Origin of the sequence: Yoonia sp. (genome assembly GCF_046292185.1) — a bacterium.
GTDB lineage: Bacteria > Pseudomonadota > Alphaproteobacteria > Rhodobacterales > Rhodobacteraceae > Yoonia.
In genome coordinates this window covers 1-23,192 of sequence record NZ_JBKBQY010000055.1, presented here as the reverse complement: position 1 = coordinate 23,192, position 23,192 = coordinate 1, and the positions used below count along the sequence as shown (strand labels likewise).

Sequence of the window (23,192 nt, the reverse complement as noted above, 5' to 3'; positions counted from 1 at the left end):
GTTGATCGTTGGGCGAACGTAATTGGTGATCCAGTTCATAGGCGACCTTTTGGTTGACCCTTGTCAGATATGACCATGCGTCAGAAAATGCAATCAACGCCTGATCGCGATCCTTGCCGCCGACCACATCACAAGGACCGACGCCAAAAGCGTCAATCCCTCGACGATCATCCGGGGGTGCAGCAATGTATCGAGCGCGTAATCGAACATCTGCGGATCTGCATAGGGATATAAAAACAATGCCAGCCCGGACCCGGGCCAGCCCTGCACCCCGTAAAGCAGCAGGGCGAATGCGTTATTGACCAGATGCAGCCCGATAGCCGCCCCCAGATTGCCGGTGCGCGCGGTCAGATCGGCGCAGCCAAGCCCCAGAAATCCAGCCCAGACCGCCCAGATCACCCCGTCCGCCGCGCCGTTCCCGTTCCAGTAATGCACAAGCCCGAACAAGGTGGATGGAATCACCATCCACACCCAGGGCGATGGCGACAGGCAGGCCAGTTGCTGTTGCAGGTAGCCGCGAAAGAACAGCTCTTCCGTGCCGACCTGAACCAGCAGGGCCAGCAAGGCAAGAGGTACCAGCAGCGCCCAACTGAAGATGTTGCGGACCTCGGCCAGTTCACCCGGCGCGGTGTAGGGCGGTAGCAGTTCGATCACGAGCAGCGCCAGCCCCACGCCCCAGGCGACCCGCTTGAGACCATCCCAAGCTGCCGCGCGATCCCCGATCAGTGACCAGAACCCCCGCCTGTGCAGCAAGTGCACCAATCCGATCAGCCCCAGCGCGACAATGCCAAAGCTGTAAAACTGCGCCAGCGTCCCGAATGCCGTTGTGCCGTTGTAAACCGCCTCGGCGGCCCACGGCGGCAGGAGAAGCGTGAAAACCGCAGGCGAAAGCTCGAACAACAGATCGACCAGAAAGACAACGATCAGCACCCGCCAGATATCCCGCAGCGGCCATGCAGGGCGGACAAATGATGCGTGGGCGCGGTATGGATCACTCATCCGCATGTTTAGTCAGGCATCGTCGCCGCCCGCAATGGCGGTTTCGCGCTTGTGTCGTTGCCGCCCGTTATTTAGACCTGCTGCAACAGTTTCCGGGAGAAAAGTTATGTCAAACCAGCGTATCGATAAATCCAGATTGCCCAGCCGCCATGTGACCGAAGGCCCATCGCGCGCGCCGCACCGGTCCTATTTCTATGCGATGGGTCTGGATGAAGAAGCGATTGCGCAGCCCTGGGTCGGCGTCGCCACCTGCTGGAACGAGGCGGCACCTTGCAATATTTCGCTCAACCGGCAGGCGCAGGCGGTCAAGCTCGGCGTGAAAAAGGGCATGGGCACGCCGCGTGAATTCACCACCATCACCGTCACTGACGGGATCGCCATGGGGCATGAAGGGATGCGGTCCTCGCTCGCTTCGCGCGAAGCCATTGCCGATACGGTTGAACTGACGATGCGTGGCCATTGCTATGACGCTTTGGTCGGTCTGGCCGGTTGTGACAAATCCCTGCCCGGCATGATGATGGCGATGGTTCGTCTGAACACGCCGTCGGTGTTCATCTATGGCGGGTCGATCCTGCCGGGCCGGTTGAACGGCAAGGACGTGACCGTCCAGGATGTGTTCGAGGCGGTGGGCCAGCATCAGGCCGGCAACATGACCGATGCAGAGCTTGAGATCCTTGAACGGGTCGCCTGTCCTTCCGCCGGGGCCTGTGGCGGGCAATTCACCGCCAACACCATGGCCTGCGTGTCTGAGGCGATTGGTCTGGCGCTGATGAATTCCTCTGGCGCGCCTGCCCCTTACGAATCGCGTGACCAATATGGCGTGGCCTCGGGTGAGGCGGTGATGAATCTGATCGCCAAGAACATCCGCGCCCGCGATATCGTGACGCGCAAATCGCTGGAAAATGCCGCGCGGATCGTGGCCTGCACCGGTGGGTCAACCAATGCCGGTCTGCATCTGCCCGCGATTGCGGCAGAGGCCGGGATTGATTTCGACCTGTCCGATGTCTGCGATATCTTCCGCGACACGCCTTATTTCGTCGATCTGAAACCGGGCGGCAAATATGTCGCCAAGGATCTGTATGAGGCTGGCGGCGTTCCCGTCGTGCTGAAGGAACTGCGCAAGGCGGGTCTGATCCATGAGGATTGCATGACAGCCTCGGGTCGGGTCATTGGCGAAGAACTCGACATGATCAAGGGCGAAGCGGATAACCGCGTCATCTATTCCGTCGAAAACCCGATCACCAAAACCGGCGGCGTTGTTGGCCTGACTGGCAATCTGGCCCCCGAAGGTGCTATTGTGAAAGTCGCAGGCATGGCGCCCAACGAACAGGTATTCACTGGCCCTGCGCGCGTGTTCGAATGCGAAGAAGACGCGTTCGAGGCTGTGAAAGCGCGCAAATATGAGGAAGGCGAAGTGCTGGTCATCCGTAACGAAGGCCCCGCAGGCGGGCCGGGTATGCGCGAAATGCTGTCCACGACAGCCGCGTTGTCCGGTCAGGGCATGGGCAAGAAAGTCGCGCTGATCACCGATGGTCGTTTCTCGGGCGCGACACGTGGTTTCTGCGTCGGACACGTCGGTCCAGAGGCGGCACAGGGTGGGCCCATCGGGCTGCTGCAAGATGGCGATATGATCACGCTGAACGCGGTCACCGGGGAATTGTCGGTCGATCTGACCGATGCCGAGTTGGAAGAGCGCCGCAAGAACTGGAAAGGCCCTCGCGAGACGATCTATGCCTCGGGGGCCTTGTGGAAATACGCGCAGCTTGTCGGGTCCACCCGGCTTGGCGCGCTGACGCATCCCGGTGCCAAGGCCGAAAAACACATCTATATGGATCTGTAAGGCGATGTTCCGCCGCGCCCTTGCCCTGATCGGGATCACGGCCCTTGCGGCCTGTGATCCTGCCGGGATCGCACAGCCCGTTGCCATGCTGAACGGCGATCTGGTGGTCGCACCACCCGCTGGCTATTGCTCGGACCCTTTGTCAAGCAGGCTGCGCGCAGGTTTCGCGGTCTTCGCGCCTTGCGTGACATTGGGGACAGACGCGCCCGTGCCCGCGGTGCTGGGTGTGGCCACGGTGCAGGCGGGCGCGGCCGAGTCCGCCATGGTGACGGGCGATGAAACCGATCTGCGCGATTTCCTGATCAGCCCGCAAGGTGCCGGTCTGCTGGGCCAGGGCGGCAGTGGGTCCACGATATCGGTGGTGTCGTCGCAGGCCTTTGACGGGCGGGTCGTCGTGCATTTCAGGGATAGCGGCCCACCGCCGATGGACGGGCTGGGGCAGGACGAATGGCGCGCTTTTACGGACGTGAACGGACGATTGGTGACGGTATCAGTCCGCGGGTTGGACGATGCGCCACTGACGGCGGGGCGCGGCGCGGCATTGCTTGATCTGATGCTGCAGGGCCTTGGCAGGGCGGTGCCCCCACCTGAAAGCTGACATGACCATCGCAAAACGGGATAACTGACACAAATGCCAATCAAGCCGCAGGGATTTCTCGGGCGCTTGTTCCACAAGGGTGCCCTTGCGCGGTGGCGGGCAGCGGCGCAGACTGCGGGCCAGACATCACTGAAGGATCTGCGCGCGCAACGCTATCAGGCCCGCCAGTTGCGCGCGGCGCTGCTGGATTTGTGCCAGCAAGCCGATAACCGGCTGACGCGGCCCTATCCGGGATCAACCAATTTCGTGCGGCCTGTCGGCACCGATTGGTCGTGGCGTCCGGCACCCTGGCGGGTGCAACTGGACCAACCGGGGCGAACCCCGGTCACGGATAAAACCCGGATGGGTGACGATCTTGGCGTTTTTCACGATTGCCCCCGGATGGAAATGACATTGCGGCAGTTGCGCAATATGCGTGAGACCGACATCTCGCCCTATGGGGTGCGGCTGGAGGTGTTTCATTTTGCCGGATCGTATCTGTCGCTGGTGATCGATCTGCCCGCTGATATCTGCACAAATCTACAAAAGCTGCATGTGATCCAGCTATCTGCGCTGATCGAAACGGAACAGCCCACAGAAATTTTCGCGCGGTTGAACGTGAAGCACGGACCAAACACCGAGCAGATTTTGCTGACCCTGCCGCAGGGCAATGCCGATACGAGCGTTGAATTCGACCTGGCCTATACGCAGCTGAATGAACAACGTGCCGAAAAGATATGGATCGACCTGATGTTCCAGTCGCCGCAAATGAACCAGTTCCTGCTGCGCGATCTGACGATCAGCCGCTATCCACGTGCGCAAATCTGACCACCCGGAAAGGCTTGGAAACATGACCACACCTACGCTGATCCAGTCCCGCCTGCAGGCAGGAATCTGGCGCGCGACGCTTGGCGATGCGGGCGCGTCGACACCGGCGGTGACGGCCTGTCACGACGGACGCGCCCTGCCCGATCTGCATTGCACCCCCGGGGATGAGGCGGGTATGTGGCTGATCAGCCTGCCTGTCCCGACCGACATTCTGAATGACGGATTGCAAACCATCGTTCTGCAGCTTGCTGATGGCACGACGCTTGGCAGTCTTGCCTTGCTTGCAGGCGAAGCGCTGGCCGACGATCTGCGTGCCGAAATCGCACTTTTGCGCAGCGAGCTGGATATCCTGAAGGCCGCATTCCGCCGCAGCCAGCGATAGCTTTTTATGCGGATCGCCCAGAATGCAGGTCATTTTTCTTCGACAAGCGCGCCGATCGCGTTACTTCGCAATGAGAGAATGGCGCAAGGAATGCGGAGATGTCGGTTGTTTTGATCCTGGGCAGCGGGCCGAATGTGATTCAGGCGCGTCCATGGCCGCGCGGTGCATTCGACCGGATCGTCGCGATCAACAATGCCTGGGCGGTTCGCCCGGACTGGGATGATCTGATCCATCCCGATGATTTCCCGGAGCCGCGCAAACCCGCCGGCGTCACCCCACAGCAGCGGATCATCCGGTCAGGTGATTATGTCCCGTTGCAGAATGCATTTGGTGGTTTTGTCTACGCTGGTGGCACGATGGCGTTCACCGCCGGTTACTGGGCGCTGGCCGCGTTGCAGCCGCGTGTCATCGCGATGATGGGCTGTGATATGGTCTATGCCGCCACGATGACACATTTTTACGGCACCGGCACGGCGGACCCTCTGCGCAAGGATGTCACCCTGCGATCGCTTGAAGCAAAATCAGCCCGGTTGATGATCATGGCGGCAGCGCGCGGTTGCGCAATGGTCAACCTGTCACAGGACGACAGCCGCCTGATCTTTCCTCGCAGCACGCCCACGGCGCTGTCCACCATCCAGCCGCAACGCTTTGACGATGCCGCCGTCGGTGCGGCCTTGGCCGAGGAGGCGCGGCTGGGCTATTACGTGCCGTCCGGCAAATACTGGAAAGAAGAAGACAGGTTCGATCCGGCCGCCGTAGACGCGCTGGACCGGCTGTGGCTTACAGCAGCCTATGTGCCGCAAACAACGCCTTGAGGTCCGCCTCGGGGCGCGCGCCGATATGGCTGATCACCTCTGACGCAGCCAGGTTGCCCATCTTGCCGCAGCTTTCCAGATGATACCCTTCGGCCAGTGCCCAAAGGAAACCGGCGGCGAACAGATCACCCGCGCCAGTCGCATCGACGATCTGGGTTGGAACCGCAGGGACATGCCACCGAGCGCCATCCGACAGGATATGCACCCCATTGCCGCTGTCGGTGCAGGCCACGATGCCAACCTGTGCTGCGGCCTGCGCCAAGGCACCTTCGAAATCGTCTGTCTGATACATTGCCAGCATTTCGGCACGGTTGCAGAACAAAAGATCCACATGATCGCGGATCATCGTGGCAAAGGCTTCGCGGTGCCGCGCGATACAAAACGGATCGGACAGGGTGATCGACACGCGGCCACCCGCCCCTTTGCAGGCGCTGATCGCCTTGGCAAAGGCGGCGTGGCTGTCGGGGCCGTCGAAACGGTATCCTTCCAGATAAATCCATTCGGCCTGCGCCATCTGATCGTCGATGATATCATCGGGTGACAGAAATTCGGTGACACCCAGATAGGTGTTCATCGACCTTTCGCCATCGGGCGTGACGATGACGATGCAGCGGCCGGTTTCGGCGGTCTCGGTTTTTGGCGCCATGCGCGTCGCGTAATCGGCCCCCTGCGCGCGCAAATCATGGGCAAAGATCGCGCCCAACTGGTCATCCTTGACCTTGCCGACATAGGCGGTGCGCCCGCCCAGATGCGCGATGCCCGCGATGGTATTCGCCGCAGATCCGCCGCTGATTTCCTTGGCCGGTCCGATCCTGTCATAAAGATCGACCGCGCGGTCCATGTCGATCAGCTGCATGATGCCCTTTTGCACACCCGCCTGATCCAGAAAGCTGTCGTCGGCGCGCGCCAGCACATCGACCATGGCATTGCCGATCCCGACAACCTGATAGTTCTTCATAGAGTCTTTTCCTCAAATTGACACAGATCGCGGATCAGACAGACGCCGCATTTGGGTTTACGTGCAACACAGACATAGCGCCCGTGCAGGATCATCCAGTGATGGGCATGAAGCTGATAATCGGCCGGAATGTGATCTTCGATGGCGCGTTCGACCTGATCGACATCCTTGCCCGGTGCCACCCCGCTGCGGTTGCCAAAGCGGAAGATATGCGTGTCTACCGCCTGAGCGGGCTGGCCCCACCACATATTCAGCACGACATTCGCCGTCTTGCGTCCGACACCGGGCAAGGATTGCAGGGCGGCGCGGGAATTGGGCACCACCCCGCCGTAGTCATCAACCAGAATCTGGCTCATCTTGATGATGTTCTTCGCCTTCTGGCGGAACAAGCCGATGGTCTTGATATGATCGGTCACACCGTCCAGCCCCAGCGCCAGCATCTTTTCCGGCGTATCGGCCACGGCGAACAGCGCGCGTGTTGCCTTGTTCACGCCCGCGTCGGTGGCTTGCGCCGACAGCGCCACCGCCACGACCAATGTATAGACATTGACGTGCTCAAGCTCGCCCTTTGGTTCAGGCTCTGCGGCGTGAAACCGGGCAAAGATCGCGCGGATCGTATGATAATCAAGCTGTTTGGCCATGGCATCGGTATGCCGCGCGCCACAGGTCAGGGCAAGCGCCGGTTGCGCATAAATCGGGTCGCCGCCGCAGCGTCTTGGGCTTAGGTTGGCGAGTATGGACCAGACAGACACATATCATTATCAGGTGATGCGCCGCGCGATTGCGCTGATAGATGCCGCAGGCGATGCGCCGCTGTCGCTGAACACGCTCGCCGCGCAAATGCAGATGAGCCCGGCACATTTTCAGCGCCTGTTTTCTACATGGGTCGGCGTATCGCCCAAACGCTATCAGCAATATCTGAGCCTTGATCACGCCAGAACTCTGCTGCGGGAAAGGTTCACCACGCTTGATACCGCACATGCGATCGGGCTTTCCGGATCAGGCCGCCTGCACGATCTGTTCCTGCGCTGGGAAGCAATGAGCCCCGGCGATTATGCCCGCGCCGGTGCCGGGCTGCGGATCAACTGGGGCTGGTTCGACAGCGCTTTTGGTCCGGCGCTGGTCATGGGCACCGACCGCGGGATCTGCGGTCTGGCCTTCGCCGCCGAAGCTGGCACCGCCGCCACCATGGGCGATCTGCGCCTGCGCTGGCCCAGAGCTGAGTTCATTGAAAACCCGGGCGCCCTGCGCGATTGGGCAACAGCCGCCCTTGGCATGACAGGTCAGACCCGATTGCACATGATCGGCGCGCCCTTTCAGCTCAAAGTATGGGAGGCGTTGCTGGCGATCCCGTCAGGCCATGTCACGACCTATGCCGAGATTGCGCAATCCATCGGCAACCCCAAGGCGGTGCGTGCGGTGGGTACCGCCGTCGGGCGCAACCCGGTGGGCTGGCTGATTCCCTGTCACCGCGCCTTGCGCAAATCGGGCGGCTTGGGCGGCTATCACTGGGGATTGCCCGTCAAACGCGCCATGCTGGCATGGGAATCCGCCCGCATGGACGCTTTTATGCAAAAGGATGAAAATTTTGGGGAACCGAAGGCGATGTAAAGTCGTTATTGGATAGCAGCGCGCTTGTTGTCATAAGAAAGCGTGTAACCCGCGCAAGCTCGCGCATCCTAAAATATATGGAATCACTGTCATGATCTTTTCCAAAATTCCGCTCGCAATCGCTGCGTCATCGCTCATCCTTGTTGCTGCCTGTGATCCGGGCGCCCCGAACCAGAGCGAAAACACACGTCAAGGTGCCGTCATCGGTGCATTGGGTGGGGCTGCTGCCGGTGCGCTGGTCGGTGGCGACGGCACGGTACGCGAGCGTAACCGCGCCGCATTGGTCGGTGCTGCACTGGGTGCAGGCGTCGGTGCCGGCATCGGCAACAACATGGACCGTCAGGCCGAAGAACTGCGGCGCCAATTGCGCAGTGATGTAGGCGTGTCGAACAACGGCAACAACCTTGTCGTCGTTCTGTCGCAGGACCTGCTTTTCGCGACGAACAGCACACAGGTCGGGGCCCAGTCACAGAATGACCTGCTGATCGTTGCCCAGTCGTTGAACAACTACCCCAACTCCACTGTCAACGTCATCGGGCATACCGATAACGTCGGCTCCGCCGCGTTCAATCAGGATCTGTCCGAGCGTCGCGCCCAAGCCGTTGCCGGTGTGCTGCGCAGCGGCGGTGTGTCGCCTGCACGCGTCCGCGCCATCGGTGCCGGTCTGAACCAGCCTGTCGCGTCAAATGCGACAGCGCAGGGGCGTCAGATGAACCGCCGTGTGGAAATCGTCATCACACCGAACTGATCGTCCTTTCAGGGCATCGCCAAGGGGTCGCAGTCTTGCGACCCCTTTTCTTTTGGCAACCGGGGTGACTATGTGCTGATATGAGCAGATTCACCGATCAAGAGCCGTTCCATGCCATTTGAACCCGTTTTGCAGGAAAAACTATCACACGGCGTCGTGCGTCAGATCGAGGGCTTGATCCTTCGCGGCATTCTGCGCCCCGGCGAACGCCTTCCGTCAGAGCGGGAATTGAGCGAAAGGATGGATGTCTCTCGCCCTTCGCTGCGCGAGGCTCTGGCCGATCTGCAGGATCGTGGCCTTTTGGCCGCCCGCGCCGGGGCCGGTATTTTCGTGGCCGATGTGCTGGGTTCTGCCTTTTCGCCCGCTTTGGTCACGCTTTTTGCGTCGCATGACGATGCGGTTTTCGACTACATCAGTTTCCGTCGCGATATGGAAGGCTTAGCCGCCGAACGCGCGGCACGGCTGGGGACCGATACCGACCTCAAGGTGATCGACACGATCTTTCAAAAGATGGAAGCCGCCCATCAGAAACGCAACCCCGCCGAAGAGGCTGATCTGGACGCCAGTTTCCACCTTTCCATCATCGAGGCGAGCCATAACATCATCATGCTGCACATGATGCGGTCCATGTATGACCTGCTGCGCGAAGGCGTGTTTTATAACCGCAATATGATGTTCAGACAGCGGACCACCCGTGATGCGTTACTCGACCAACACCGCCAGATCAACATCGGCTTGCAAGCGCGTGATCCCGCAGCCGCCCGCGCCGCGGTTGAAGCACATTTGAATTATGTCGAATCCTGCCTGACCAATCAGCAGAAAGCCGACCGTCAAGAAGCCTTTGCGCTCAAGCGGTTTCAGCACGAGTTGCGGCGCTAGACACACAAAAGCCCGGACACCGTTCAGGCGTCCGGGCTTTTTGAATGGTCAGCCGGGTGGCTGGATCAGTGCATCTTTTCAGCCACGACATTGATCGAATCGTCGATCAACGCGTTGGCCGCACTGGCGTCCATCTGTCCGGACATCACTTCTTTTGCAACGCTCACGGCGATTGTCACGGCCTGATCGCGGATATCCTTGATCGCGGCCGCCTGCGCTGCGGCGATCTGTTCTTCTGCACCGGCCAGACGACGGGTGATGGATTTGGCGATGTCTTCCTTGGCGGTCACGGCAGCGGCATTCGCCTCTTGCTTGGCGGCGGCGACGATACGGTCGGCCTGGGCCTGCACATCTTTCTGCTTGCGCTCGTAAGATGCCAGCAACGTCTGCGCCTCTTCGCGCAGCGCTTTGGCTTCGTCCAGTTCAGACCGGATCGTCATCGCGCGCTTGTCCAGAAGACCCGCAACCAGCGCCGGGACCTTGTAGTAGACCAAGATGCCGATAAAGATGACGAATGCGATGCTGACGACGAAATCAGTGTTGCGCAGCGTAAAGAACCCATATTCGCTAGCCGCCATCGCGGGCGATGCGGCGAGGCCGAGCAGGGCTGTGGTCAGAATACGCATGGCTTATCCTTTCATCCGCGCCGAAACGGCAGCGGTGATCGTCTTGGCATCAGTCGTACCACCCATGGCCAGCACCAGTTCCTTGGCTGTATCCTTGGCAACAGTCGCGATGCTTTTGACCGCCGTGTCGCGGATTTCAGCAATTGCTGCTTCGCCTTCGGCGGTCCGGGCGGCGATTTCGGCGTCGGCCTTTTGCAATTCTACATCCAGTTCGGCCTGAATTTCGGCCTTGGCTTTGGCGATGATCGCTTGTGCCTCTAGCCGGGCATCAGCCAGCGCTTTTTCATAGGCCGCTTCCGCAGCAGCGGCCTGGTTCTTGTAATCTTCGGCGGCAGCGATGTCATTCGTGATCGTGCCGGACCGTTCGGCCAGCACAGCACCGATCCGGGGCAGTGCGATGCGAGACAGCACGAAGAAAATGGCGATAAGCGTGATGACCAACCAGAAAATCTGGTTTGGCATCCAATCGGCGCAAAGCTGCGGCATCCCAAGGGCGTAACCCCCGGCATCAACGCAAACACCTGCGACTTGAGTAGTTTCTGTTTCCATGCTGGTCCCCGAACACCTTGAAATTTCACCAACCGGCGCGCATCAAGCACGCCGGTCGGTCGTAAGGATATGGGTTTGCTCTTAGACTGCGAACATCAGCAGAAGTGCTGCGAGGAACGAGAAGATCCCCAAAGCTTCTGCGAATGCCAGACCGATGAACAATGTGGCTGTCTGACCAGCCGCGGCGGATGGGTTGCGCAATGCACCCGACAGATAGCTGCCAGCCACGTTACCGACGCCGAGCGCGGCAAAGCCTGAACCGAATGCAGCCAGACCAGCCCCGAGATGTGCGAGTTCGCCTTCCATGTGAATTCTCCTTACGATTGGAAGTTGAGAGGTAGAATGGGTGATGTCACCCACCCTGTTTTAGTGATGCGGGTGAAGTGCGTCCTTGAGATAGACACAGATCAGGATCGTGAAGACATAGGCCTGAATGCCGGCGACCAGCACCTCCAGCCCATAGATGGCGACGATGCCAAGGATCGCCGCAGGGCTTGCCACGGCAATCGCTGCAAAACCGGCGAACACTTTCAGAACGACGTGACCCGCCGCGATGTTACCGACCAGACGAATGGACAGGCTCACGGGGCGGACGAAGTAGGAAATCACCTCGATCAGCGCGATGATCGGGCGCAGTGCCAATGGCGCGGCGGAAACCCAGAAAAGCCCCAGAAACGACATACCGTTCTTGACGAAGCCAAGGATGGTGATCGCGATGAAGGCGCCGAAACCCAAGGTTGCGGTGACAGCGATCATCGATGTCGGGCTATAGGACATCGGGATCAGCGCGAGGTAGTTCGCAAACAGGATGAACAGGAACAGCGTCATCACATAGGGGAAATAACGTGTCGCGTCCTTGCCGCTGATGTCTTCGATCATCTTGTAGATGAAACCATAGATCATCTCGACAATCGACTGGGTGCGCGACGGGATGATGGCCCGGCCCCGGCTGCCCAGAACGAACAGCGCAAAGATGCAAAGCAGCGTGATGCCCATCCAGACGGTGACATTGGTGACGGTGTACCAATTGACGACGCCATCGCCGAAGGCAGGCCTGACGATGAACTGGTCCAACGGATGGAAGACCAGACCACCACCTTCGAATTGAGCCTCATTCTCCATCCGCGTCACCCTTTTCTGCCGCAGCGTTCTGCTGCTTGATCTGCACCTCTGCCGCCGAGCGCATCATCGTCTGCACACCAGCCACAAGGCCCAGAATGATAAACAGCACCAGAAAGATCGGCATGGTCCCAAACAGGTGATCCAGACCGTATCCGATGCCAAAGCCGATCGCGAGACCGGCCACCAGCTCTACCACCATCCGCCAGGCGAGTTGTGCCTGTGAATAATGTTCCTCCGAATGGTCCTTGGCCGCTGCCGGTGCCTTGAGCGTCGCAATTTTCGCGTCCAGCGCCTTGAGGCGGTCTGCGTCTTGCGGGTCCGGCATTGGTTTGGTCCCCTCGGAAGGTTGACCGGGGTTTAGGGGCACGGCAGCACAGAGTCAAGTTGCGACGTCGGCGCGTTAACCATCTGTCTTTCTTGAATATTTTTAGAAATAAGAAACGAAAGGGGCCGCATGCCGCGGCCATCGCGCCCGATATCCATATTCAACCGGATGGTTGACGTTTTTGCGCGGCTGTGGCGTAAGCTTTCGGCATGGACACATCGCTCGACATCATCTTTGCCGCATTGGCGGACCCGACCCGCCGCGCGATCCTGTCGATGCTGCTGGAAGATGACATGGCCGTCACCGATGTCGCCGACCCATTCGCCATGTCGCTGGCTGCGATTTCCAAACATCTGGGCGTCCTGACCGCCGCCGGCCTGATCAGTCAGGAAAAACGCGGCCGCGTGAAATGGTGCAAGCTGGAACCAGACGCCCTGCGCGCCGCATCGGTCTGGATGCAGGGTTTCGGGCAAATGGGGGCCATCGATCTGGATGCGTTCGAGGCGTTTCTGAACCGCGAACTGGATCAGGAAGCGGCGGCGTCTTTCAGATAATCTTTCAGGAACCGCAAGAACGCCTGCACCTTGGTCGTGCGGTGCAGATCGACATGGGTGACCAGCCACAAAGGGGCGTTCCACGCATCAAGGCTCGGCATCACCTCGGTTAGGTCGGGATCTTCATGGCATTGCTGGCTCAGCACGAAACCGATCCCGGCACCGGCCATGATCCCGTCCTGCATGTTGCGCTGATCCGTCGCGCGGTAGGTCAGGCGTTCATCCGGCACCTGCGCGCGCAGCCAGCGTTCAAACGGGGCGCGGGAGGTGTCGTCATCGCTGGTGACAAAACGGTGGTTGCACAGATCATCGAGGCCGTCCGGCAGCCCGTGCCGCGCGATATAAGCAGACGAGGCGACCAACGACATGCGCTGCGGCATCAGCGGCTGGACCACGTTATCAGGTTCTTCGGGCATATTGCCGGCACGGATCGCAACATGCGCCTCACCATATTCCAGCCGGAAAACGCGCACGCCGCTGCGGTATCTGATCCGAACATCGGGATAGGCATCCTGAAACGCGACCATCAACGGCGTCAGCCATTGCGACAAAAGATCAACCGATGTGATCACCAGATCGCCCGTCACGCCTTCGCCCTGCCCTTTGATCCTTCCCGCCAACTGAGTGAACTGGTCATCGGTAGCTTGGGCCACTTGCAGCAAATCCTGCCCGGCCTCGGTCGCGGTGTAACCGCGCGCATGGCGCTGGAAAAGTTTGACCCCGAGCCGGTGTTCCAGCGCATCAATATGGCGGATCACGGTGGCATGATGCACGCCCAGAACCTCAGCCGCGCCGCTGACCGTGCCCTTGCGCGCCACCTGAAAGGCGGTGCGGATTTCATCCCAATTGTCCATGATACCCACCGTGCGCTGACAAACGATCTGGGGGAAACCTGTGCCAATGCGTTCATGTATGCAAGGCAATTCGCGCGCCTCTTGATAATGCCCACAGCGGCCTATTTTTGCCATATGAGCAAAATCACCGCCTTGCGCGCCGCATTGGCCGTCGCTTTCCTATACTTCGGCCTGCGCAAGCTGACCGGCTACAGCAGCGATATCGCGATCTATGAGGCGATAGGCTTCGGCCAGTTTCCCCGCTATGTCACCGGCTCCATCGAGGTGTTGGGCGCCGCTCTTTTGTGGCGCCGGGGGCTGGAAGGTGTCGCCGGACTGGTGTTGCTGGCGACCGTGATGATCGGCCTGGCCGTCCTGCTGATCTGGGTCGGACCACCATATTGGCACATGCTTGTGCTGATAGCCGGGACCGGCACGATTGCCTGTCATCACCGCGCACAGCTGTGGCGGTTGACTCAGCCGACATCACGCAATATGTGACTTTCAATTCCGGATTGCATCTGCTGTCCGGTCCCCGCTTGGTGGGGATCGCCCTCCGTCAGCGCGTTGCGCCCACGGGGGCCTTCCTGTTTGGCGGTCATCCGCAACGACAAAAGGGCCATGGCCTATGTTTGAAAATCTCTCTGAACGCCTGTCAGGTGTTTTCGACAAGCTGACCAAGCAAGGTGCGCTGTCCGAGGATGATGTCAAAACCGCCTTGCGCGAGGTGCGGATCGCCTTGTTAGAGGCTGACGTGTCCCTGCCTGTCGCGCGTGATTTCGTAGCGGCAGTGCAGGCCAAGGCCACAGGTCAGGCCGTCACCAAATCGATCACGCCGGGCCAGCAGGTTGTCAAGATTGTGCATGACGAATTGCAGCGCGTCCTGACCGGCGACGAAGATCCCGGCGCGCTGAAGATCGACAACCCGCCTGCCCCGATCCTGATGGTTGGTCTGCAGGGGTCGGGGAAAACTACGACCACAGCCAAACTCGCCAAGCGTTTGAAGGAACGCGAAGGCAAGAAGGTGCTGATGGCCTCGCTCGACACCAACCGGCCTGCGGCGATGGAACAGCTCGCTATTCTGGGCATTCAGATCGGGGTAGATACGCTGCCCATCGTACCGGGCGAAACCCCAGTCCAGATCGCCAAACGCGCCAAGGTGCAGGCCGCGATGGGTGGCTATGACGTCTATATGCTCGACACCGCAGGCCGGTTGCACATCGACGCGGAACTGATCGCGCAGGCCGCCGCCGTGCGCGATGTCGCCAACCCACGCGAAACGCTGCTAGTCGTCGATGGCCTGACAGGTCAGGACGCGGTGAATGTCGCGCAGGAATTCGACGACAAGATCGGCGTGACGGGCGTGGTCCTGACCCGGATGGACGGCGACGGGCGCGGCGGTGCGGCGCTGTCGATGCGCGCGATTACCGGCAAGCCGATCCGCTTTGTCGGCCTTGGCGAAAAGATGGATGCCATCGAAACGTTCGAGCCGCAGCGCATCGCGGGCCGCATCCTCGGCATGGGCGATATCGTCGCCTTGGTCGAAAAGGCGCAGGAAAATATCGAGGCGGAACAAGCCGCGCGGATGATGAAACGGTTCCAGCAGGGCCGGTTCAACATGAACGACCTCAAGATGCAGCTGGAACAGATGCTCAAGATGGGCGGGATGGAAGGCATGATGGGCATGATGCCCGGCGCCGCCAAGATGGGTAAACAGATGGCCGCCTCCGGCATGGATGACAGCATCCTGAAACGCCAGATCGCCCTGATCAATTCGATGACCAAGAAAGAACGCGCCAACCCTGATCTGCTTGCAGCGTCGCGTAAGAAACGCATCGCCAAAGGTGCCGGACTGGAAGTGTCGGAACTGAACAAGCTGGTCAAACAGCACCGTCAGATGGCCGATATGATGAAAAAGATGGGCAAGGGCGGGATGCTGAAACAGGCCATAAAGGGCATGTTTGGCAAAGGCGGAGACATGCCCGAAGGCATGCCCGACATGAACGACCCCAAGGCGATGGCCGAAGCTGCCAAAGCGCTGCAGGGCAAGATGCCCGGCGGTCTGCCCGGTCTGGGTGGCGGCATGGGCCTGCCATCGGGCCTGTCGGATTTTGGCAAAAAGAAATGACATTGCCGGATAATTCATACCGCCGTGAGCAGGGGCAGGTCTGCCAGCCCCTGAGAACCGACCGGCTGATCCTGCGCCGCCCGGTCGCGGGTGACTGGCCTGCGTTTCGTGATTTCATGATGTCGGACCGGGCCACCGCATTTGGCGGGCACAAGGACCTGGGCAAGGCGTGGCGGACTTTCGCATCCGAGCTCGGTCATTGGGAAATTTTTGGATATGGCATGTGGGCGGTCACCCGTCAGGGCGACGATACCGCCCTGGGGCTGGTCGGGCCGTGGACGCCCCCCGACTGGCCTGAAAAAGAAATCGGCTGGATGATTCTGTCCGACAAGGCCGAAGGCACCGGAATCGCGACCGAAGCGGCGAAAGCCGCAGTGGCCCATGCATTCGAGGGCCTGGGCTGGGAAACGGCCGTCAGCTATATCGCGCCCGGCAACACCCGGTCGATCCGGCTGGCTGAAAAACTGGGCGCGGCGCTTGATCACGCGGCCAAAGGCCCCGCTGCCGACACGCTTGTCTATCGCCACTCGAAAGGACAGGCCGATGTCTGACCCCGTCACCCGCGCCGCCGAAATCCTGAAAGACCACCGCGCTAGTATCGACCGGCTGGATGCGATCCTTGTCTATACTTTGGGCGAACGTTTTAAACATACCCAAGCCGTGGGTCGGCTGAAAGCCGAACACGCCCTGCCCCCGTCCGATCCGGCGCGCGAAGACGCCCAGATCGCGCGGCTGACCGAACTTGCGGAACAGGCCGATCTGGACCCTGAATTCGCCAAGAAATTCCTGAATTTCATCATTCAGGAAGTGATCCAGCATCACAAACAACACCAATCGTAAGGCGGGGTTTATCCCGCCGACCCCTGCCATCTTAAAGGAGAAATCAAATGGCTATGAAAATCCGGCTCGCCCGTGGCGGCTCCAAGAAACGCCCTTATTACGCGATTGTCGCTGCTGACAGCCGCATGCCGCGCGACGGCCGTTTCGTCGAAAAACTCGGCACCTATGCGCCGATGCTACCAAAAGACAGCGAAGACCGCGTGCGGATGGATATGGACCGCATCCAGCATTGGCTGGGCCAAGGCGCGCAGCCAACAGACCGCGTTGCCCGTATGCTGGAAACCGCTGGCGTGCTGCCGAAAAAAGACCGTGCCAACCTGAAAAAAGGCACGCCCGGCAAAGCCGCGACCAAGCGCGCCGAAGAAAAAGCTGCCAAAGCCGCTGCCGCTGAAGAAGTTGCAAACGCCCCGGCAGAAGAAGCCGCCGCAGAATAAGCGGCGGATCGTGGCCCGGACCTTGGTCCGGGCTGCGCCCCCTAATCCCAGATGTTTCGCTTGCTCCGCACCTTCATCCTTGTGATGGTCGCCTTTGTGGCGGGGATGCTCTATGAACGCGGCGGCCAGCGGGAAATCTGCGAAAACGGCGGCGGGCTTTGGGTATCGAACATCTGTCTCGCAGCGGAGATGATCAATGAATGACCGCGTTATCGTTGGCATGATCGGCGGCTCTTTCGGGGTCAATGGCGAGGTGCGGCTGAAATCCTTCTGCGCCGATCCCATGGCCATCGCTGATTATACCCCCCTTTATACCGAAACCGGTGACAGCATCGCGCAGGTGGTCCTGACGGGCCAGCTCAAGGGTGGCTTTACCGCCCGCCTGTCCGGTGTCGTGACCAAGGAAGACGCCGATGCCTTGCGTAATATCGCGCTTTATGCCGAACGCGCCGCGATGCCGTCGCTGCCGGATGATGAATATTACTATGCCGATCTGATCGGGCTGGCCGTGCTGGACACTGGCGGGACAAAGCTGGGTCAGGTCAAATCCGTCGTCGATCACGGTGCGGGCGCATTGCTCGAACTGCATGTGCCGGGCCAGTCCGAAACCGTGCTGCTGCCTTTCACCCAGGCTGCCGTGCCGACCGTCGATCTGGCCGCCGGGCGCATCATCGCCGACCCGCCTGTCGGGCTGTTTCCCAGCGATGACGGATAAGGCCAAGCGCGCGCAGGGGCGCAAATCCATCAGCGCGACGCTGAAACCGCGCGAATTGATGACTGACACACCGACATTGGCCGGCGCATGGATGGCGCAGGTCATCACGCTTTTCCCGCAGGCGTTTCCGGGCGTATTGGGTGAAAGCCTGACAGGACGCGCCCTGCAGGATGGTCTGTGGCAGTTGCAAACCTATGACCTGCGCGCACACGGGATCGGCAAGCACCGAAATGTCGATGACACGCCCGCAGGCGGCGGTGCAGGCATGGTGCTGCGCCCCGACGTTCTGGAATCCGCGATCATCGCCGCGCGCAACGCAGCCAAGGGCATCATGCCGCTGGTCTATCTGTCCCCGCGCGGGCGACGGTTTGATCAGAGCATGGCGCGCGACTGGGCACGGGCGGACGGTGTCACCTTGCTCTGCGGTCGGTTTGAAGGCGTCGATGAGCGGGTGATCCGGCATTTCGGCATCGCGGAAGTCTCGCTCGGTGATTTCGTCCTGACTGGGGGTGAGATTGCGGCACAAGCGATGATAGACGCCACTGTGCGCCTGCTGCCCGGCGTGCTTGGCAATGCCGAAAGCGCAGTTGAAGAAAGCCATTCCAACGGTCTGCTGGAACACCCGCAATACACCAAACCGGCAGAATGGCAGGGCCATGCCATCCCAGATGTGTTGATGTCGGGAAACCACGCCAAGATTACCGCATGGCGGCGCGCGATGTCCGAACAAATCACACGGGATCGTAGGCCAGATCTTTGGGCCGCCTTTCAAGACAAGCCTTGATCGCAAGGGCGCTTGCGCCTATACGCCACCCAGCTTGGGTTGGTTTCACTGATTCCGGGCAATTGGTTTATGGAACCGCTGGATCATGTGGGGCACTTGCGTTGGTGCCCATCGCACCAGACAGGCCGGACAACCTGCATAAACGATAACGCAATCTCTGACGGGCGGCGCGACCGGACCCGGATAACGATCAGAGCTCTTCGTTATGCCAAACAACATTGCGGACCACCGCAAGCATCAAAAGGAGCGTTTCAGATGAACCTGATCGCACAGATCGAAGCGGAGCAGATCGCTGCGCTGGGGAAAACAATCCCCGATTTCAAAGCGGGTGACACCATCCGCGTCGGTTACAAAGTGACCGAAGGCACACGCACCCGTGTGCAGGCCTATGAAGGCGTCTGCATCGCCCGCAAGAACGGCAAAGGCATCGCCGGGTCGTTCACCGTGCGCAAGATTTCCTTTGGTGAAGGCGTGGAACGTGTGTTCCCGCTCCATTCCACCAATATCGACAGCATCGAAGTTGTCCGCCGTGGCCGTGTGCGCCGCGCGAAACTGTATTACCTGCGCGCCCGTCGCGGTAAATCCGCACGTATCGCCGAAGACACAAACTACACCGCCCCCAAGGGCGCTCAAGCATAAGGACGCGCGTTATGAAGCAAGGTATTCACCCCGATTATCACATCATCGACGTCAAATTCACTGATGGCACCGTGGTCCAGATGAAATCCACCTGGGGCAAGGAAGGCGATCAGATGTCGCTGGAAATCGACCCTTCCGTGCACCCTGCATGGACCGGTGGCGGTACACGTCTGATGGACGCCGGCGGTCGCGTGTCGAAGTTCAAGAACAAATACGCCGGTCTGGGTTTCTGAACCCCTTAGGGTGGATTACGGTCCACCCTGCCAAGACCGCGACGCCGCGCCTTCGGGGGCGGCGTTTTTCGTTTGCGACATGGATTTTTATATTCACCCTAAAAAACACGCGCAGAGGAATATTTCGCGGAACCATTCGCGGACTGGGGTGTTGACGCCTGAGAGGTTCCCAACACGGGACTTAAAACAAGCAGGATTATCATGAACAATATCATCTATATCGTAGGCCTCGTTGTCGTAGTTTTGGTCATTCTGTCTTTCCTTGGTCTGCGCTAACCAACCGATGCAGGACATGACGGCGCCCCGGTTGGGCGCCTTTCATGTACACTCAACGACAGTGATCTGATCGAAAACTTGCTACTTGACCCAAGCTGCAGTTACGCGCCCCGGCCCGCATTCTCGCCTGAACCAGCGCGCGGACGGCGGTGTATTTTCTGAGATGACAATCGGGCTTGGGCTGATGGTCCAGTCACAGGACGCTGATCCAGCGGCCCTGTGCACTGGATATCCGGGCGGCAGTTCATAATGCTGTAGCATGATCGGCGACGAATCCCCCTGCATGTTAGAGCTGCCGCGCAAACTGGCCACCGGTCAGCGCGCGTTGTTGTCAGTCAGGCTGGAACATCTGCGGATTTTCGACGGTGCGGGGCTGCGCATCCGTTAGCCGCGACGCCGGCGCGAAAGAACGTGCCCTGCCCTGCGAAACATGCCATGCTGACCCCGGCAACGGGAAGGACCCCAGCATGACGCTCTTCCGGGCAATCTATACGTCGCGTCCGTTTGGCTATGACAGCGCGATGCTCAGCGGTATCCTGATAGACGCGCGGCGGGCCAATATGCGCGACGGGATCACCGGCGCGCTGATCTGCCGCGACGATGTCTATCTGCAATGGCTTGAAGGACCACAAGACGCGGTCAAGGCAGCCATCGACAGGATCACGCACGACGACCGCCACATCGAAGTCACCTTGCATGTCAGCAAGCACGTATCGGAACGGCTGTTTGAAGACTGGGCCATGCTGCACGACCCTGCGGCCACATGGATCTGGTCACCTGATGACATCGCCAAAGGTGCGATTGACAGCACCACGGCCGACGAGTTGGAAGGGTTCTTCCTCAGATTGCGTGACAGCACCGATAGTGGCAGGATGCAGGATTAATCGCGCCCACAGCTTTCGCAAAAGCCCGTGATCTGCAGCGCGATGAAGTCCAGAAAATCCGGATCGCTGAATAGCCCGTCAACCAGCTTTTTAGGTGCATGGGGGACAACGATCTCTTGCCCCGGATGCACTTGGGCCAGCATCCCGTTGAGGATGTATTTCAGATGCGCCTGCGCGCGCACCCCGCCCAAGGCACCTGCGGATATGCTGATGATCAGGCAGGGCTTGCCCACAAAGACGGAGGCATAGGCAGGGCGTGACGCCCAGTCGATCGCATTTTTCAAAACGCCGGGAATGGAATAATTATATTCCGGGGTGACAAAGATCAGACCATCCGCATCTGCGATCTGGCGGGTGAACGCGGTCGCCGCGGCCCCGCCGTCGTGGTCAGCATTGTAATGCGGGATGGCGCCGATATCCGCTGTGTCGTGGTCGACCCCAGCAGGCAGGTTGTCCAGCACCGCGCGCAACACCGCCCGGGATGACGATGCTGCCCGCAAGGATCCTGCAATGCCCAATATCCGTTTCATATCGTTATCCTTTTCATCCGCGCGCAAGCCATGTCGCAATAGAGGGGAAAGCAATGATCACCACCAGGGTGAACAACATCGCCAGCACAAAGGGAAAGGCGCCGCGAAAGATTTGCCCCACCTTGAGGGCGGGATCATTCATCGCCGATTTGATCGTATAGACCGACAGGCCAAAGGGCGGCGTCAGCAACCCGATCTCGACCGCGATCACGGTAATGACGCCGAACCAAATCAGATCGAATCCCGCCGCCGATGCTACCGGCAAGGCAATCGGCAGCAGGATCAGCATGATCGAAATGCTGTCGATGATGAAACCCAGGACGATCACCAAGGCCACGAAGACGAATAAAAATCCATAAGGCCCCAGTGGCCCGGACAGGAACATATCCGCCACCACGCGCGGCAGCCCCGACATCGCCAACATCCTGCTAAAGAACGTCGCCGCCATGATCAGAAACAGCACCGACACGGTGATCTGTCCGGTTTCAACCAACAATCCCCAGAAACTGCGCGGGTTCAGCGACCTGCGCGCCAAGGCGATGATCAGGGCTCCGGCAGCGCCAACCGCGCCCGCCTCTGTTGGGTTGAAGAACCCTGAATAGAGCCCACCCAGTACCAGCCCCATCAGGGCAAGGATCGGCACGAATTTGCCCGCCATCTGGAAACCGGACAGGCGTTCGATCTCGGTCGCGGTGGCCAGTGGTTCAAACACGAAATCCCGCCGGAAAGTGGCCAGCAGAATGATCGTCACGGAAAACACTAACGCCAGCAGGATACCCGGCAGGATACCTGCCAGAAACATCCGGCCCACGGATTCCTCTGCCAGCACGGCATAGACGATCATCAACAACGATGGCGGGATCAGCATCCCAAGCACGGATGATCCGGCAACGACGCCCGTCGCGAATTCCTTGCGATAGCCGTGGCGCAGCATTTCCGGCACCGCCACCCGCGAAAAGACCGAAGCCGAGGCAATGGACACGCCCGTGATCGACGCAAAGACGGCATTGGCGAACACTGTTGCCACGCCCAGCCCGGCGCGCACCCGGCGCATCAGGTGCTGGAACACATCGAACGTGTCCTTGCCGACGCCCGATATCGTCACCAAAAGCCCCATCAGTACGAACAACGGCACAACGGCATAAAGATATTCACGCAAGGCGTCATTCGCGACAGCGCCTGCCATGCTCATCGCAACAGTATCGTTGCGCAGCAGGCTGACCCCGCCGAAGGACACGATTAGCATACCGATGGCGATGGGCATCCCCAGAATGATCAACCCGATCAGCAGGGCGATGGCGATAAGCCCGATTTCAAGCCCGGTCATTATGTGGTCCTTGTATCACGATCCGCAGCGCGCCCAGCAGTTGCAGGATGAACTGCAGCCCGCCGATCATCATGCCCGCCAGAATGGCCGCGCGGAATGGCCATGTCGGCAAGGTCATCACCCCGGTGATGCCGATGAACTGGTTGGCGCCGATATCGCGCGTCAGCATGTTCAGCGTGGCCAAGGCCATGACGCCGATCATCACGACACCGGCCAGATCAAAGACGGCCCCCAGCGCCGCGCCCTTGCGCGGATGCTTTTCACGAAAGCCGGAATAGAACACATCCGCCCGCGCCAGCCGGTCGTGCCGGATCGTAGTCGCCAGTTGCAGATAGACGATCATCACGACCATCAGCGCGCCGAGTTCCGACACCAAAGGCAGCGATGACCCCATCATGTTGCGCGACAGCACATCGGCGCAGATCACCAGCATCAGCGCGACGATCAACAGCGATCCGACAGCACCCAGACCATCCACCAGCGCCCCCCAGGCGCGCTGCATAAAAGGGTTGCGCGCCCCGTCTTCAGGGCGCGCGTTTTGGTCATTATTGGCCATTTTGGCAGATCACTCCGCCGACCAGTCGCGTGCGGGCTCTTCACCACCGGCACGCAGCCCATCCATATATGCGGCCAGGAAATCCGCCGCAGGCAGACCACGACCGTCATTTTCGGCCGCCCATTCACCAGCCAGATTTGGCAGGGCATCGACCCAGGCCTGACGCTCTGCCGGGTCCATTTCGACGATGGTCACAGGTG

Annotated in this window: 33 protein-coding genes and 1 pseudogene; 21 read left to right on the top strand and 13 right to left on the bottom strand. The window is 60.1% G+C overall.

The genetic code is table 11. The features are described 5' to 3' along the window. Nucleotides 1-93: 93 nt before the first annotated feature. Nucleotides 94-999: a CPBP family intramembrane glutamic endopeptidase gene (locus ACK4TM_RS11205; protein WP_409701252.1), complete on the bottom strand. Its 906-nt coding sequence runs from the start codon at nt 997-999 to the stop codon at nt 94-96. A gap of 106 nt (nt 1,000-1,105) precedes the next feature. Between ACK4TM_RS11205 and ilvD the strand changes: the two genes are divergently transcribed. The 5 genes from ilvD (at nt 1,106) to ACK4TM_RS11180 (ending at nt 5,441) form a co-directional block, all read left to right on the top strand. Further along, nucleotides 1,106-2,839: a dihydroxy-acid dehydratase gene (ilvD, locus tag ACK4TM_RS11200; protein ID WP_409701249.1), complete on the top strand. Its 1,734-nt coding sequence runs from the start codon at nt 1,106-1,108 to the stop codon at nt 2,837-2,839. A 4-nt stretch (nt 2,840-2,843) separates the two neighbouring features. After that, nucleotides 2,844-3,437, top strand: a complete 594-nt coding sequence (locus ACK4TM_RS11195; RefSeq protein WP_409701246.1) for a dihydroxy-acid dehydratase — start codon at nt 2,844-2,846, stop codon at nt 3,435-3,437. A gap of 33 nt (nt 3,438-3,470) precedes the next feature. Then, nucleotides 3,471-4,244 carry a DUF6478 family protein gene (locus tag ACK4TM_RS11190; protein ID WP_409701243.1) on the top strand — a complete coding sequence of 258 codons (774 nt, stop codon included), beginning with the start codon at nt 3,471-3,473 and terminating at the stop codon, nt 4,242-4,244. 22 nt (nt 4,245-4,266) lie between these two features. Beyond that, the gene (locus ACK4TM_RS11185; RefSeq protein ID WP_409701240.1) at nt 4,267-4,626 is read left to right on the top strand and encodes a hypothetical protein; all 360 of its coding nucleotides are present in this window, start codon (nt 4,267-4,269) and stop codon (nt 4,624-4,626) included. 98 nt (nt 4,627-4,724) lie between these two features. After that, nucleotides 4,725-5,441, top strand: a complete 717-nt coding sequence (locus tag ACK4TM_RS11180) for a hypothetical protein (protein WP_409701237.1) — start codon at nt 4,725-4,727, stop codon at nt 5,439-5,441. Here the strand turns inward: ACK4TM_RS11180 and ACK4TM_RS11175 are convergent. Both ACK4TM_RS11175 and nth read right to left on the bottom strand, forming a co-directional pair. Next, nucleotides 5,407-6,399 carry an adenosine kinase gene (locus tag ACK4TM_RS11175; protein ID WP_409701234.1) on the bottom strand — a complete coding sequence of 331 codons (993 nt, stop codon included), beginning with the start codon at nt 6,397-6,399 and terminating at the stop codon, nt 5,407-5,409. The genes ACK4TM_RS11180 and ACK4TM_RS11175 overlap by 35 nt on opposite strands. Further along, nucleotides 6,396-7,040 (bottom strand): endonuclease III, encoded by a 645-nt coding sequence (gene nth / locus ACK4TM_RS11170; protein ID WP_409701231.1) that lies wholly within the window; start codon nt 7,038-7,040, stop codon nt 6,396-6,398. Before nth ends, ACK4TM_RS11175 begins: the two co-directional genes overlap by 4 nt. Nucleotides 7,041-7,134: 94 nt before the next feature. Here nth and ACK4TM_RS11165 point away from each other — a divergent pair, with 94 nt between their 5' ends. From ACK4TM_RS11165 to ACK4TM_RS11155, 3 genes are all read left to right on the top strand, one after another. Further along, nucleotides 7,135-8,010: a methylated-DNA--[protein]-cysteine S-methyltransferase gene (locus ACK4TM_RS11165; RefSeq protein ID WP_409701228.1), complete on the top strand. Its 876-nt coding sequence runs from the start codon at nt 7,135-7,137 to the stop codon at nt 8,008-8,010. Between the two features lie 91 nt (nt 8,011-8,101). Beyond that, nucleotides 8,102-8,758 (top strand): OmpA family protein, encoded by a 657-nt coding sequence (locus tag ACK4TM_RS11160; protein WP_409701225.1) that lies wholly within the window; start codon nt 8,102-8,104, stop codon nt 8,756-8,758. A gap of 111 nt (nt 8,759-8,869) precedes the next feature. Then, nucleotides 8,870-9,637, top strand: a complete 768-nt coding sequence (locus tag ACK4TM_RS11155) for a FadR/GntR family transcriptional regulator (protein WP_409701222.1) — start codon at nt 8,870-8,872, stop codon at nt 9,635-9,637. A gap of 65 nt (nt 9,638-9,702) precedes the next feature. On the opposite strand, the gene ACK4TM_RS11150 is transcribed toward ACK4TM_RS11155, so the two are convergent. From ACK4TM_RS11150 to ACK4TM_RS11130, 5 genes are all read right to left on the bottom strand, one after another. Further along, a complete protein-coding gene (locus ACK4TM_RS11150; protein WP_409701219.1) occupies nt 9,703-10,263 on the bottom strand; it encodes a F0F1 ATP synthase subunit B in 561 nt (186 codons plus the stop codon). Nucleotides 10,264-10,266: 3 nt separating this feature from the next. Next, on the bottom strand, nt 10,267-10,812 hold the full coding sequence (locus tag ACK4TM_RS11145) for a F0F1 ATP synthase subunit B' (RefSeq protein ID WP_409701216.1): 546 nt from the start codon (nt 10,810-10,812) through the stop codon (nt 10,267-10,269). An 81-nt stretch (nt 10,813-10,893) separates the two neighbouring features. After that, a complete protein-coding gene (locus ACK4TM_RS11140) occupies nt 10,894-11,118 on the bottom strand; it encodes a F0F1 ATP synthase subunit C (protein ID WP_322890151.1) in 225 nt (74 codons plus the stop codon). A 60-nt stretch (nt 11,119-11,178) separates the two neighbouring features. Continuing rightward, nucleotides 11,179-11,934, bottom strand: coding sequence for a F0F1 ATP synthase subunit A (locus ACK4TM_RS11135; protein ID WP_409701212.1), 756 nt, complete (start codon nt 11,932-11,934; stop codon nt 11,179-11,181). After that, on the bottom strand, nt 11,924-12,259 hold the full coding sequence (locus ACK4TM_RS11130) for an AtpZ/AtpI family protein (protein WP_409701209.1): 336 nt from the start codon (nt 12,257-12,259) through the stop codon (nt 11,924-11,926). The genes ACK4TM_RS11135 and ACK4TM_RS11130 overlap by 11 nt, the downstream gene beginning before the upstream one ends. Before the next feature lie 209 nt (nt 12,260-12,468). Here ACK4TM_RS11130 and ACK4TM_RS11125 point away from each other — a divergent pair, with 209 nt between their 5' ends. Next, nucleotides 12,469-12,813: an ArsR/SmtB family transcription factor gene (locus ACK4TM_RS11125; protein ID WP_409701206.1), complete on the top strand. Its 345-nt coding sequence runs from the start codon at nt 12,469-12,471 to the stop codon at nt 12,811-12,813. Here the strand turns inward: ACK4TM_RS11125 and ACK4TM_RS11120 are convergent. Next, entirely contained in the window at nt 12,786-13,667 is an 882-nt protein-coding gene (locus ACK4TM_RS11120) for a LysR family transcriptional regulator (RefSeq protein ID WP_409701203.1), read from the bottom strand. The genes ACK4TM_RS11125 and ACK4TM_RS11120 overlap by 28 nt on opposite strands. Nucleotides 13,668-13,781: 114 nt before the next feature. Here ACK4TM_RS11120 and ACK4TM_RS11115 point away from each other — a divergent pair, with 114 nt between their 5' ends. The 12 genes from ACK4TM_RS11115 to ACK4TM_RS11060 all read left to right on the top strand — a co-directional run bounded on the left by ACK4TM_RS11115 (nt 13,782) and on the right by ACK4TM_RS11060 (nt 20,579). Next, on the top strand, nt 13,782-14,147 hold the full coding sequence (locus ACK4TM_RS11115) for a hypothetical protein (protein ID WP_409701200.1): 366 nt from the start codon (nt 13,782-13,784) through the stop codon (nt 14,145-14,147). Between the two features lie 127 nt (nt 14,148-14,274). Next, nucleotides 14,275-15,774 (top strand): signal recognition particle protein, encoded by a 1,500-nt coding sequence (ffh, locus tag ACK4TM_RS11110; RefSeq protein ID WP_409701197.1) that lies wholly within the window; start codon nt 14,275-14,277, stop codon nt 15,772-15,774. Then, on the top strand, nt 15,771-16,325 hold the full coding sequence (locus ACK4TM_RS11105) for a GNAT family N-acetyltransferase (protein ID WP_409701194.1): 555 nt from the start codon (nt 15,771-15,773) through the stop codon (nt 16,323-16,325). The genes ffh and ACK4TM_RS11105 overlap by 4 nt, the downstream gene beginning before the upstream one ends. After that, entirely contained in the window at nt 16,318-16,614 is a 297-nt protein-coding gene (locus tag ACK4TM_RS11100; protein ID WP_409701191.1) for a chorismate mutase, read from the top strand. The genes ACK4TM_RS11105 and ACK4TM_RS11100 overlap by 8 nt, the downstream gene beginning before the upstream one ends. Nucleotides 16,615-16,661: 47 nt before the next feature. After that, on the top strand, nt 16,662-17,048 hold the full coding sequence (gene rpsP, locus ACK4TM_RS11095; RefSeq protein ID WP_409701188.1) for a 30S ribosomal protein S16: 387 nt from the start codon (nt 16,662-16,664) through the stop codon (nt 17,046-17,048). Nucleotides 17,049-17,099: 51 nt separating this feature from the next. Next, nucleotides 17,100-17,252: a hypothetical protein gene (locus tag ACK4TM_RS11090; RefSeq protein ID WP_409701185.1), complete on the top strand. Its 153-nt coding sequence runs from the start codon at nt 17,100-17,102 to the stop codon at nt 17,250-17,252. Next, complete coding sequence (gene rimM, locus ACK4TM_RS11085; protein ID WP_409701182.1) at nt 17,245-17,763, top strand: ribosome maturation factor RimM; 519 nt, start codon at nt 17,245-17,247, stop codon at nt 17,761-17,763. The genes ACK4TM_RS11090 and rimM overlap by 8 nt, the downstream gene beginning before the upstream one ends. Then, complete coding sequence (gene trmD / locus ACK4TM_RS11080) at nt 17,753-18,547, top strand: tRNA (guanosine(37)-N1)-methyltransferase TrmD (RefSeq protein WP_409701179.1); 795 nt, start codon at nt 17,753-17,755, stop codon at nt 18,545-18,547. The genes rimM and trmD overlap by 11 nt, the downstream gene beginning before the upstream one ends. Nucleotides 18,548-18,802: 255 nt before the next feature. Continuing rightward, nucleotides 18,803-19,186 carry a 50S ribosomal protein L19 gene (rplS, locus tag ACK4TM_RS11075; protein WP_409701176.1) on the top strand — a complete coding sequence of 128 codons (384 nt, stop codon included), beginning with the start codon at nt 18,803-18,805 and terminating at the stop codon, nt 19,184-19,186. An 11-nt stretch (nt 19,187-19,197) separates the two neighbouring features. Continuing rightward, a complete protein-coding gene (gene rpmE, locus ACK4TM_RS11070) occupies nt 19,198-19,419 on the top strand; it encodes a 50S ribosomal protein L31 (RefSeq protein WP_322894028.1) in 222 nt (73 codons plus the stop codon). A gap of 535 nt (nt 19,420-19,954) precedes the next feature. Next, a complete protein-coding gene (locus ACK4TM_RS11065; RefSeq protein ID WP_409701173.1) occupies nt 19,955-20,083 on the top strand; it encodes a hypothetical protein in 129 nt (42 codons plus the stop codon). Between the two features lie 79 nt (nt 20,084-20,162). After that, nucleotides 20,163-20,579 (top strand): BLUF domain-containing protein, encoded by a 417-nt coding sequence (locus ACK4TM_RS11060; protein WP_409701170.1) that lies wholly within the window; start codon nt 20,163-20,165, stop codon nt 20,577-20,579. Here ACK4TM_RS11060 and ACK4TM_RS11055 read toward each other — a convergent pair. The 4 genes and pseudogenes from ACK4TM_RS11055 to ACK4TM_RS11040 form a co-directional block, all read right to left on the bottom strand. Next, nucleotides 20,576-21,109 (bottom strand): NADPH-dependent FMN reductase, encoded by a 534-nt coding sequence (locus ACK4TM_RS11055; RefSeq protein ID WP_409701167.1) that lies wholly within the window; start codon nt 21,107-21,109, stop codon nt 20,576-20,578. The two genes, ACK4TM_RS11060 and ACK4TM_RS11055, sit on opposite strands and share 4 nt — an antisense overlap. A gap of 13 nt (nt 21,110-21,122) precedes the next feature. Next, complete coding sequence (locus ACK4TM_RS11050; RefSeq protein WP_409701164.1) at nt 21,123-22,436, bottom strand: TRAP transporter large permease; 1,314 nt, start codon at nt 22,434-22,436, stop codon at nt 21,123-21,125. Further along, a complete protein-coding gene (locus tag ACK4TM_RS11045) occupies nt 22,423-22,992 on the bottom strand; it encodes a TRAP transporter small permease subunit (protein WP_409701161.1) in 570 nt (189 codons plus the stop codon). Before ACK4TM_RS11045 ends, ACK4TM_RS11050 begins: the two co-directional genes overlap by 14 nt. 9 nt (nt 22,993-23,001) lie before the next feature. Then, nucleotides 23,002-23,192 (bottom strand): annotated as a pseudogene (locus tag ACK4TM_RS11040) (hypothetical protein); the annotation flags it as partial.

Coding starts and splice junctions, on each gene's coding strand:
- ACK4TM_RS11135 (WP_409701212.1), bottom strand. CDS start 11,934: ATGGAGAATGAGGCTCAATTCGAAGGTGGTGGTCTGGTCTTCCATCCG.
- ACK4TM_RS11125 (WP_409701206.1), top strand. CDS start 12,469: ATGGACACATCGCTCGACATCATCTTTGCCGCATTGGCGGACCCGACC.
- ACK4TM_RS11060 (WP_409701170.1), top strand. CDS start 20,163: ATGACGCTCTTCCGGGCAATCTATACGTCGCGTCCGTTTGGCTATGAC.
- rplS (WP_409701176.1), top strand. CDS start 18,803: ATGAACCTGATCGCACAGATCGAAGCGGAGCAGATCGCTGCGCTGGGG.
- ffh (WP_409701197.1), top strand. CDS start 14,275: ATGTTTGAAAATCTCTCTGAACGCCTGTCAGGTGTTTTCGACAAGCTG.
- ACK4TM_RS11100 (WP_409701191.1), top strand. CDS start 16,318: ATGTCTGACCCCGTCACCCGCGCCGCCGAAATCCTGAAAGACCACCGC.
- ACK4TM_RS11065 (WP_409701173.1), top strand. CDS start 19,955: ATGATCGGCGACGAATCCCCCTGCATGTTAGAGCTGCCGCGCAAACTG.
- ACK4TM_RS11175 (WP_409701234.1), bottom strand. CDS start 6,399: ATGAAGAACTATCAGGTTGTCGGGATCGGCAATGCCATGGTCGATGTG.
- ACK4TM_RS11160 (WP_409701225.1), top strand. CDS start 8,102: ATGATCTTTTCCAAAATTCCGCTCGCAATCGCTGCGTCATCGCTCATC.
- ACK4TM_RS11115 (WP_409701200.1), top strand. CDS start 13,782: ATGAGCAAAATCACCGCCTTGCGCGCCGCATTGGCCGTCGCTTTCCTA.
- ACK4TM_RS11055 (WP_409701167.1), bottom strand. CDS start 21,109: ATGAAACGGATATTGGGCATTGCAGGATCCTTGCGGGCAGCATCGTCA.
- ACK4TM_RS11205 (WP_409701252.1), bottom strand. CDS start 999: ATGAGTGATCCATACCGCGCCCACGCATCATTTGTCCGCCCTGCATGG.
- ACK4TM_RS11090 (WP_409701185.1), top strand. CDS start 17,100: ATGTTTCGCTTGCTCCGCACCTTCATCCTTGTGATGGTCGCCTTTGTG.
- ACK4TM_RS11180 (WP_409701237.1), top strand. CDS start 4,725: ATGTCGGTTGTTTTGATCCTGGGCAGCGGGCCGAATGTGATTCAGGCG.
- ACK4TM_RS11195 (WP_409701246.1), top strand. CDS start 2,844: ATGTTCCGCCGCGCCCTTGCCCTGATCGGGATCACGGCCCTTGCGGCC.
- ACK4TM_RS11105 (WP_409701194.1), top strand. CDS start 15,771: ATGACATTGCCGGATAATTCATACCGCCGTGAGCAGGGGCAGGTCTGC.
- ACK4TM_RS11130 (WP_409701209.1), bottom strand. CDS start 12,259: ATGCCGGACCCGCAAGACGCAGACCGCCTCAAGGCGCTGGACGCGAAA.
- ACK4TM_RS11185 (WP_409701240.1), top strand. CDS start 4,267: ATGACCACACCTACGCTGATCCAGTCCCGCCTGCAGGCAGGAATCTGG.
- ACK4TM_RS11120 (WP_409701203.1), bottom strand. CDS start 13,667: ATGGACAATTGGGATGAAATCCGCACCGCCTTTCAGGTGGCGCGCAAG.
- ACK4TM_RS11190 (WP_409701243.1), top strand. CDS start 3,471: ATGCCAATCAAGCCGCAGGGATTTCTCGGGCGCTTGTTCCACAAGGGT.
- ACK4TM_RS11165 (WP_409701228.1), top strand. CDS start 7,135: ATGGACCAGACAGACACATATCATTATCAGGTGATGCGCCGCGCGATT.
- rimM (WP_409701182.1), top strand. CDS start 17,245: ATGAATGACCGCGTTATCGTTGGCATGATCGGCGGCTCTTTCGGGGTC.
- nth (WP_409701231.1), bottom strand. CDS start 7,040: ATGGCCAAACAGCTTGATTATCATACGATCCGCGCGATCTTTGCCCGG.
- ACK4TM_RS11050 (WP_409701164.1), bottom strand. CDS start 22,436: ATGACCGGGCTTGAAATCGGGCTTATCGCCATCGCCCTGCTGATCGGG.
- ilvD (WP_409701249.1), top strand. CDS start 1,106: ATGTCAAACCAGCGTATCGATAAATCCAGATTGCCCAGCCGCCATGTG.
- rpsP (WP_409701188.1), top strand. CDS start 16,662: ATGGCTATGAAAATCCGGCTCGCCCGTGGCGGCTCCAAGAAACGCCCT.
- trmD (WP_409701179.1), top strand. CDS start 17,753: ATGACGGATAAGGCCAAGCGCGCGCAGGGGCGCAAATCCATCAGCGCG.
- rpmE (WP_322894028.1), top strand. CDS start 19,198: ATGAAGCAAGGTATTCACCCCGATTATCACATCATCGACGTCAAATTC.
- ACK4TM_RS11145 (WP_409701216.1), bottom strand. CDS start 10,812: ATGGAAACAGAAACTACTCAAGTCGCAGGTGTTTGCGTTGATGCCGGG.
- ACK4TM_RS11140 (WP_322890151.1), bottom strand. CDS start 11,118: ATGGAAGGCGAACTCGCACATCTCGGGGCTGGTCTGGCTGCATTCGGT.
- ACK4TM_RS11155 (WP_409701222.1), top strand. CDS start 8,870: ATGCCATTTGAACCCGTTTTGCAGGAAAAACTATCACACGGCGTCGTG.
- ACK4TM_RS11045 (WP_409701161.1), bottom strand. CDS start 22,992: ATGGCCAATAATGACCAAAACGCGCGCCCTGAAGACGGGGCGCGCAAC.
- ACK4TM_RS11150 (WP_409701219.1), bottom strand. CDS start 10,263: ATGCGTATTCTGACCACAGCCCTGCTCGGCCTCGCCGCATCGCCCGCG.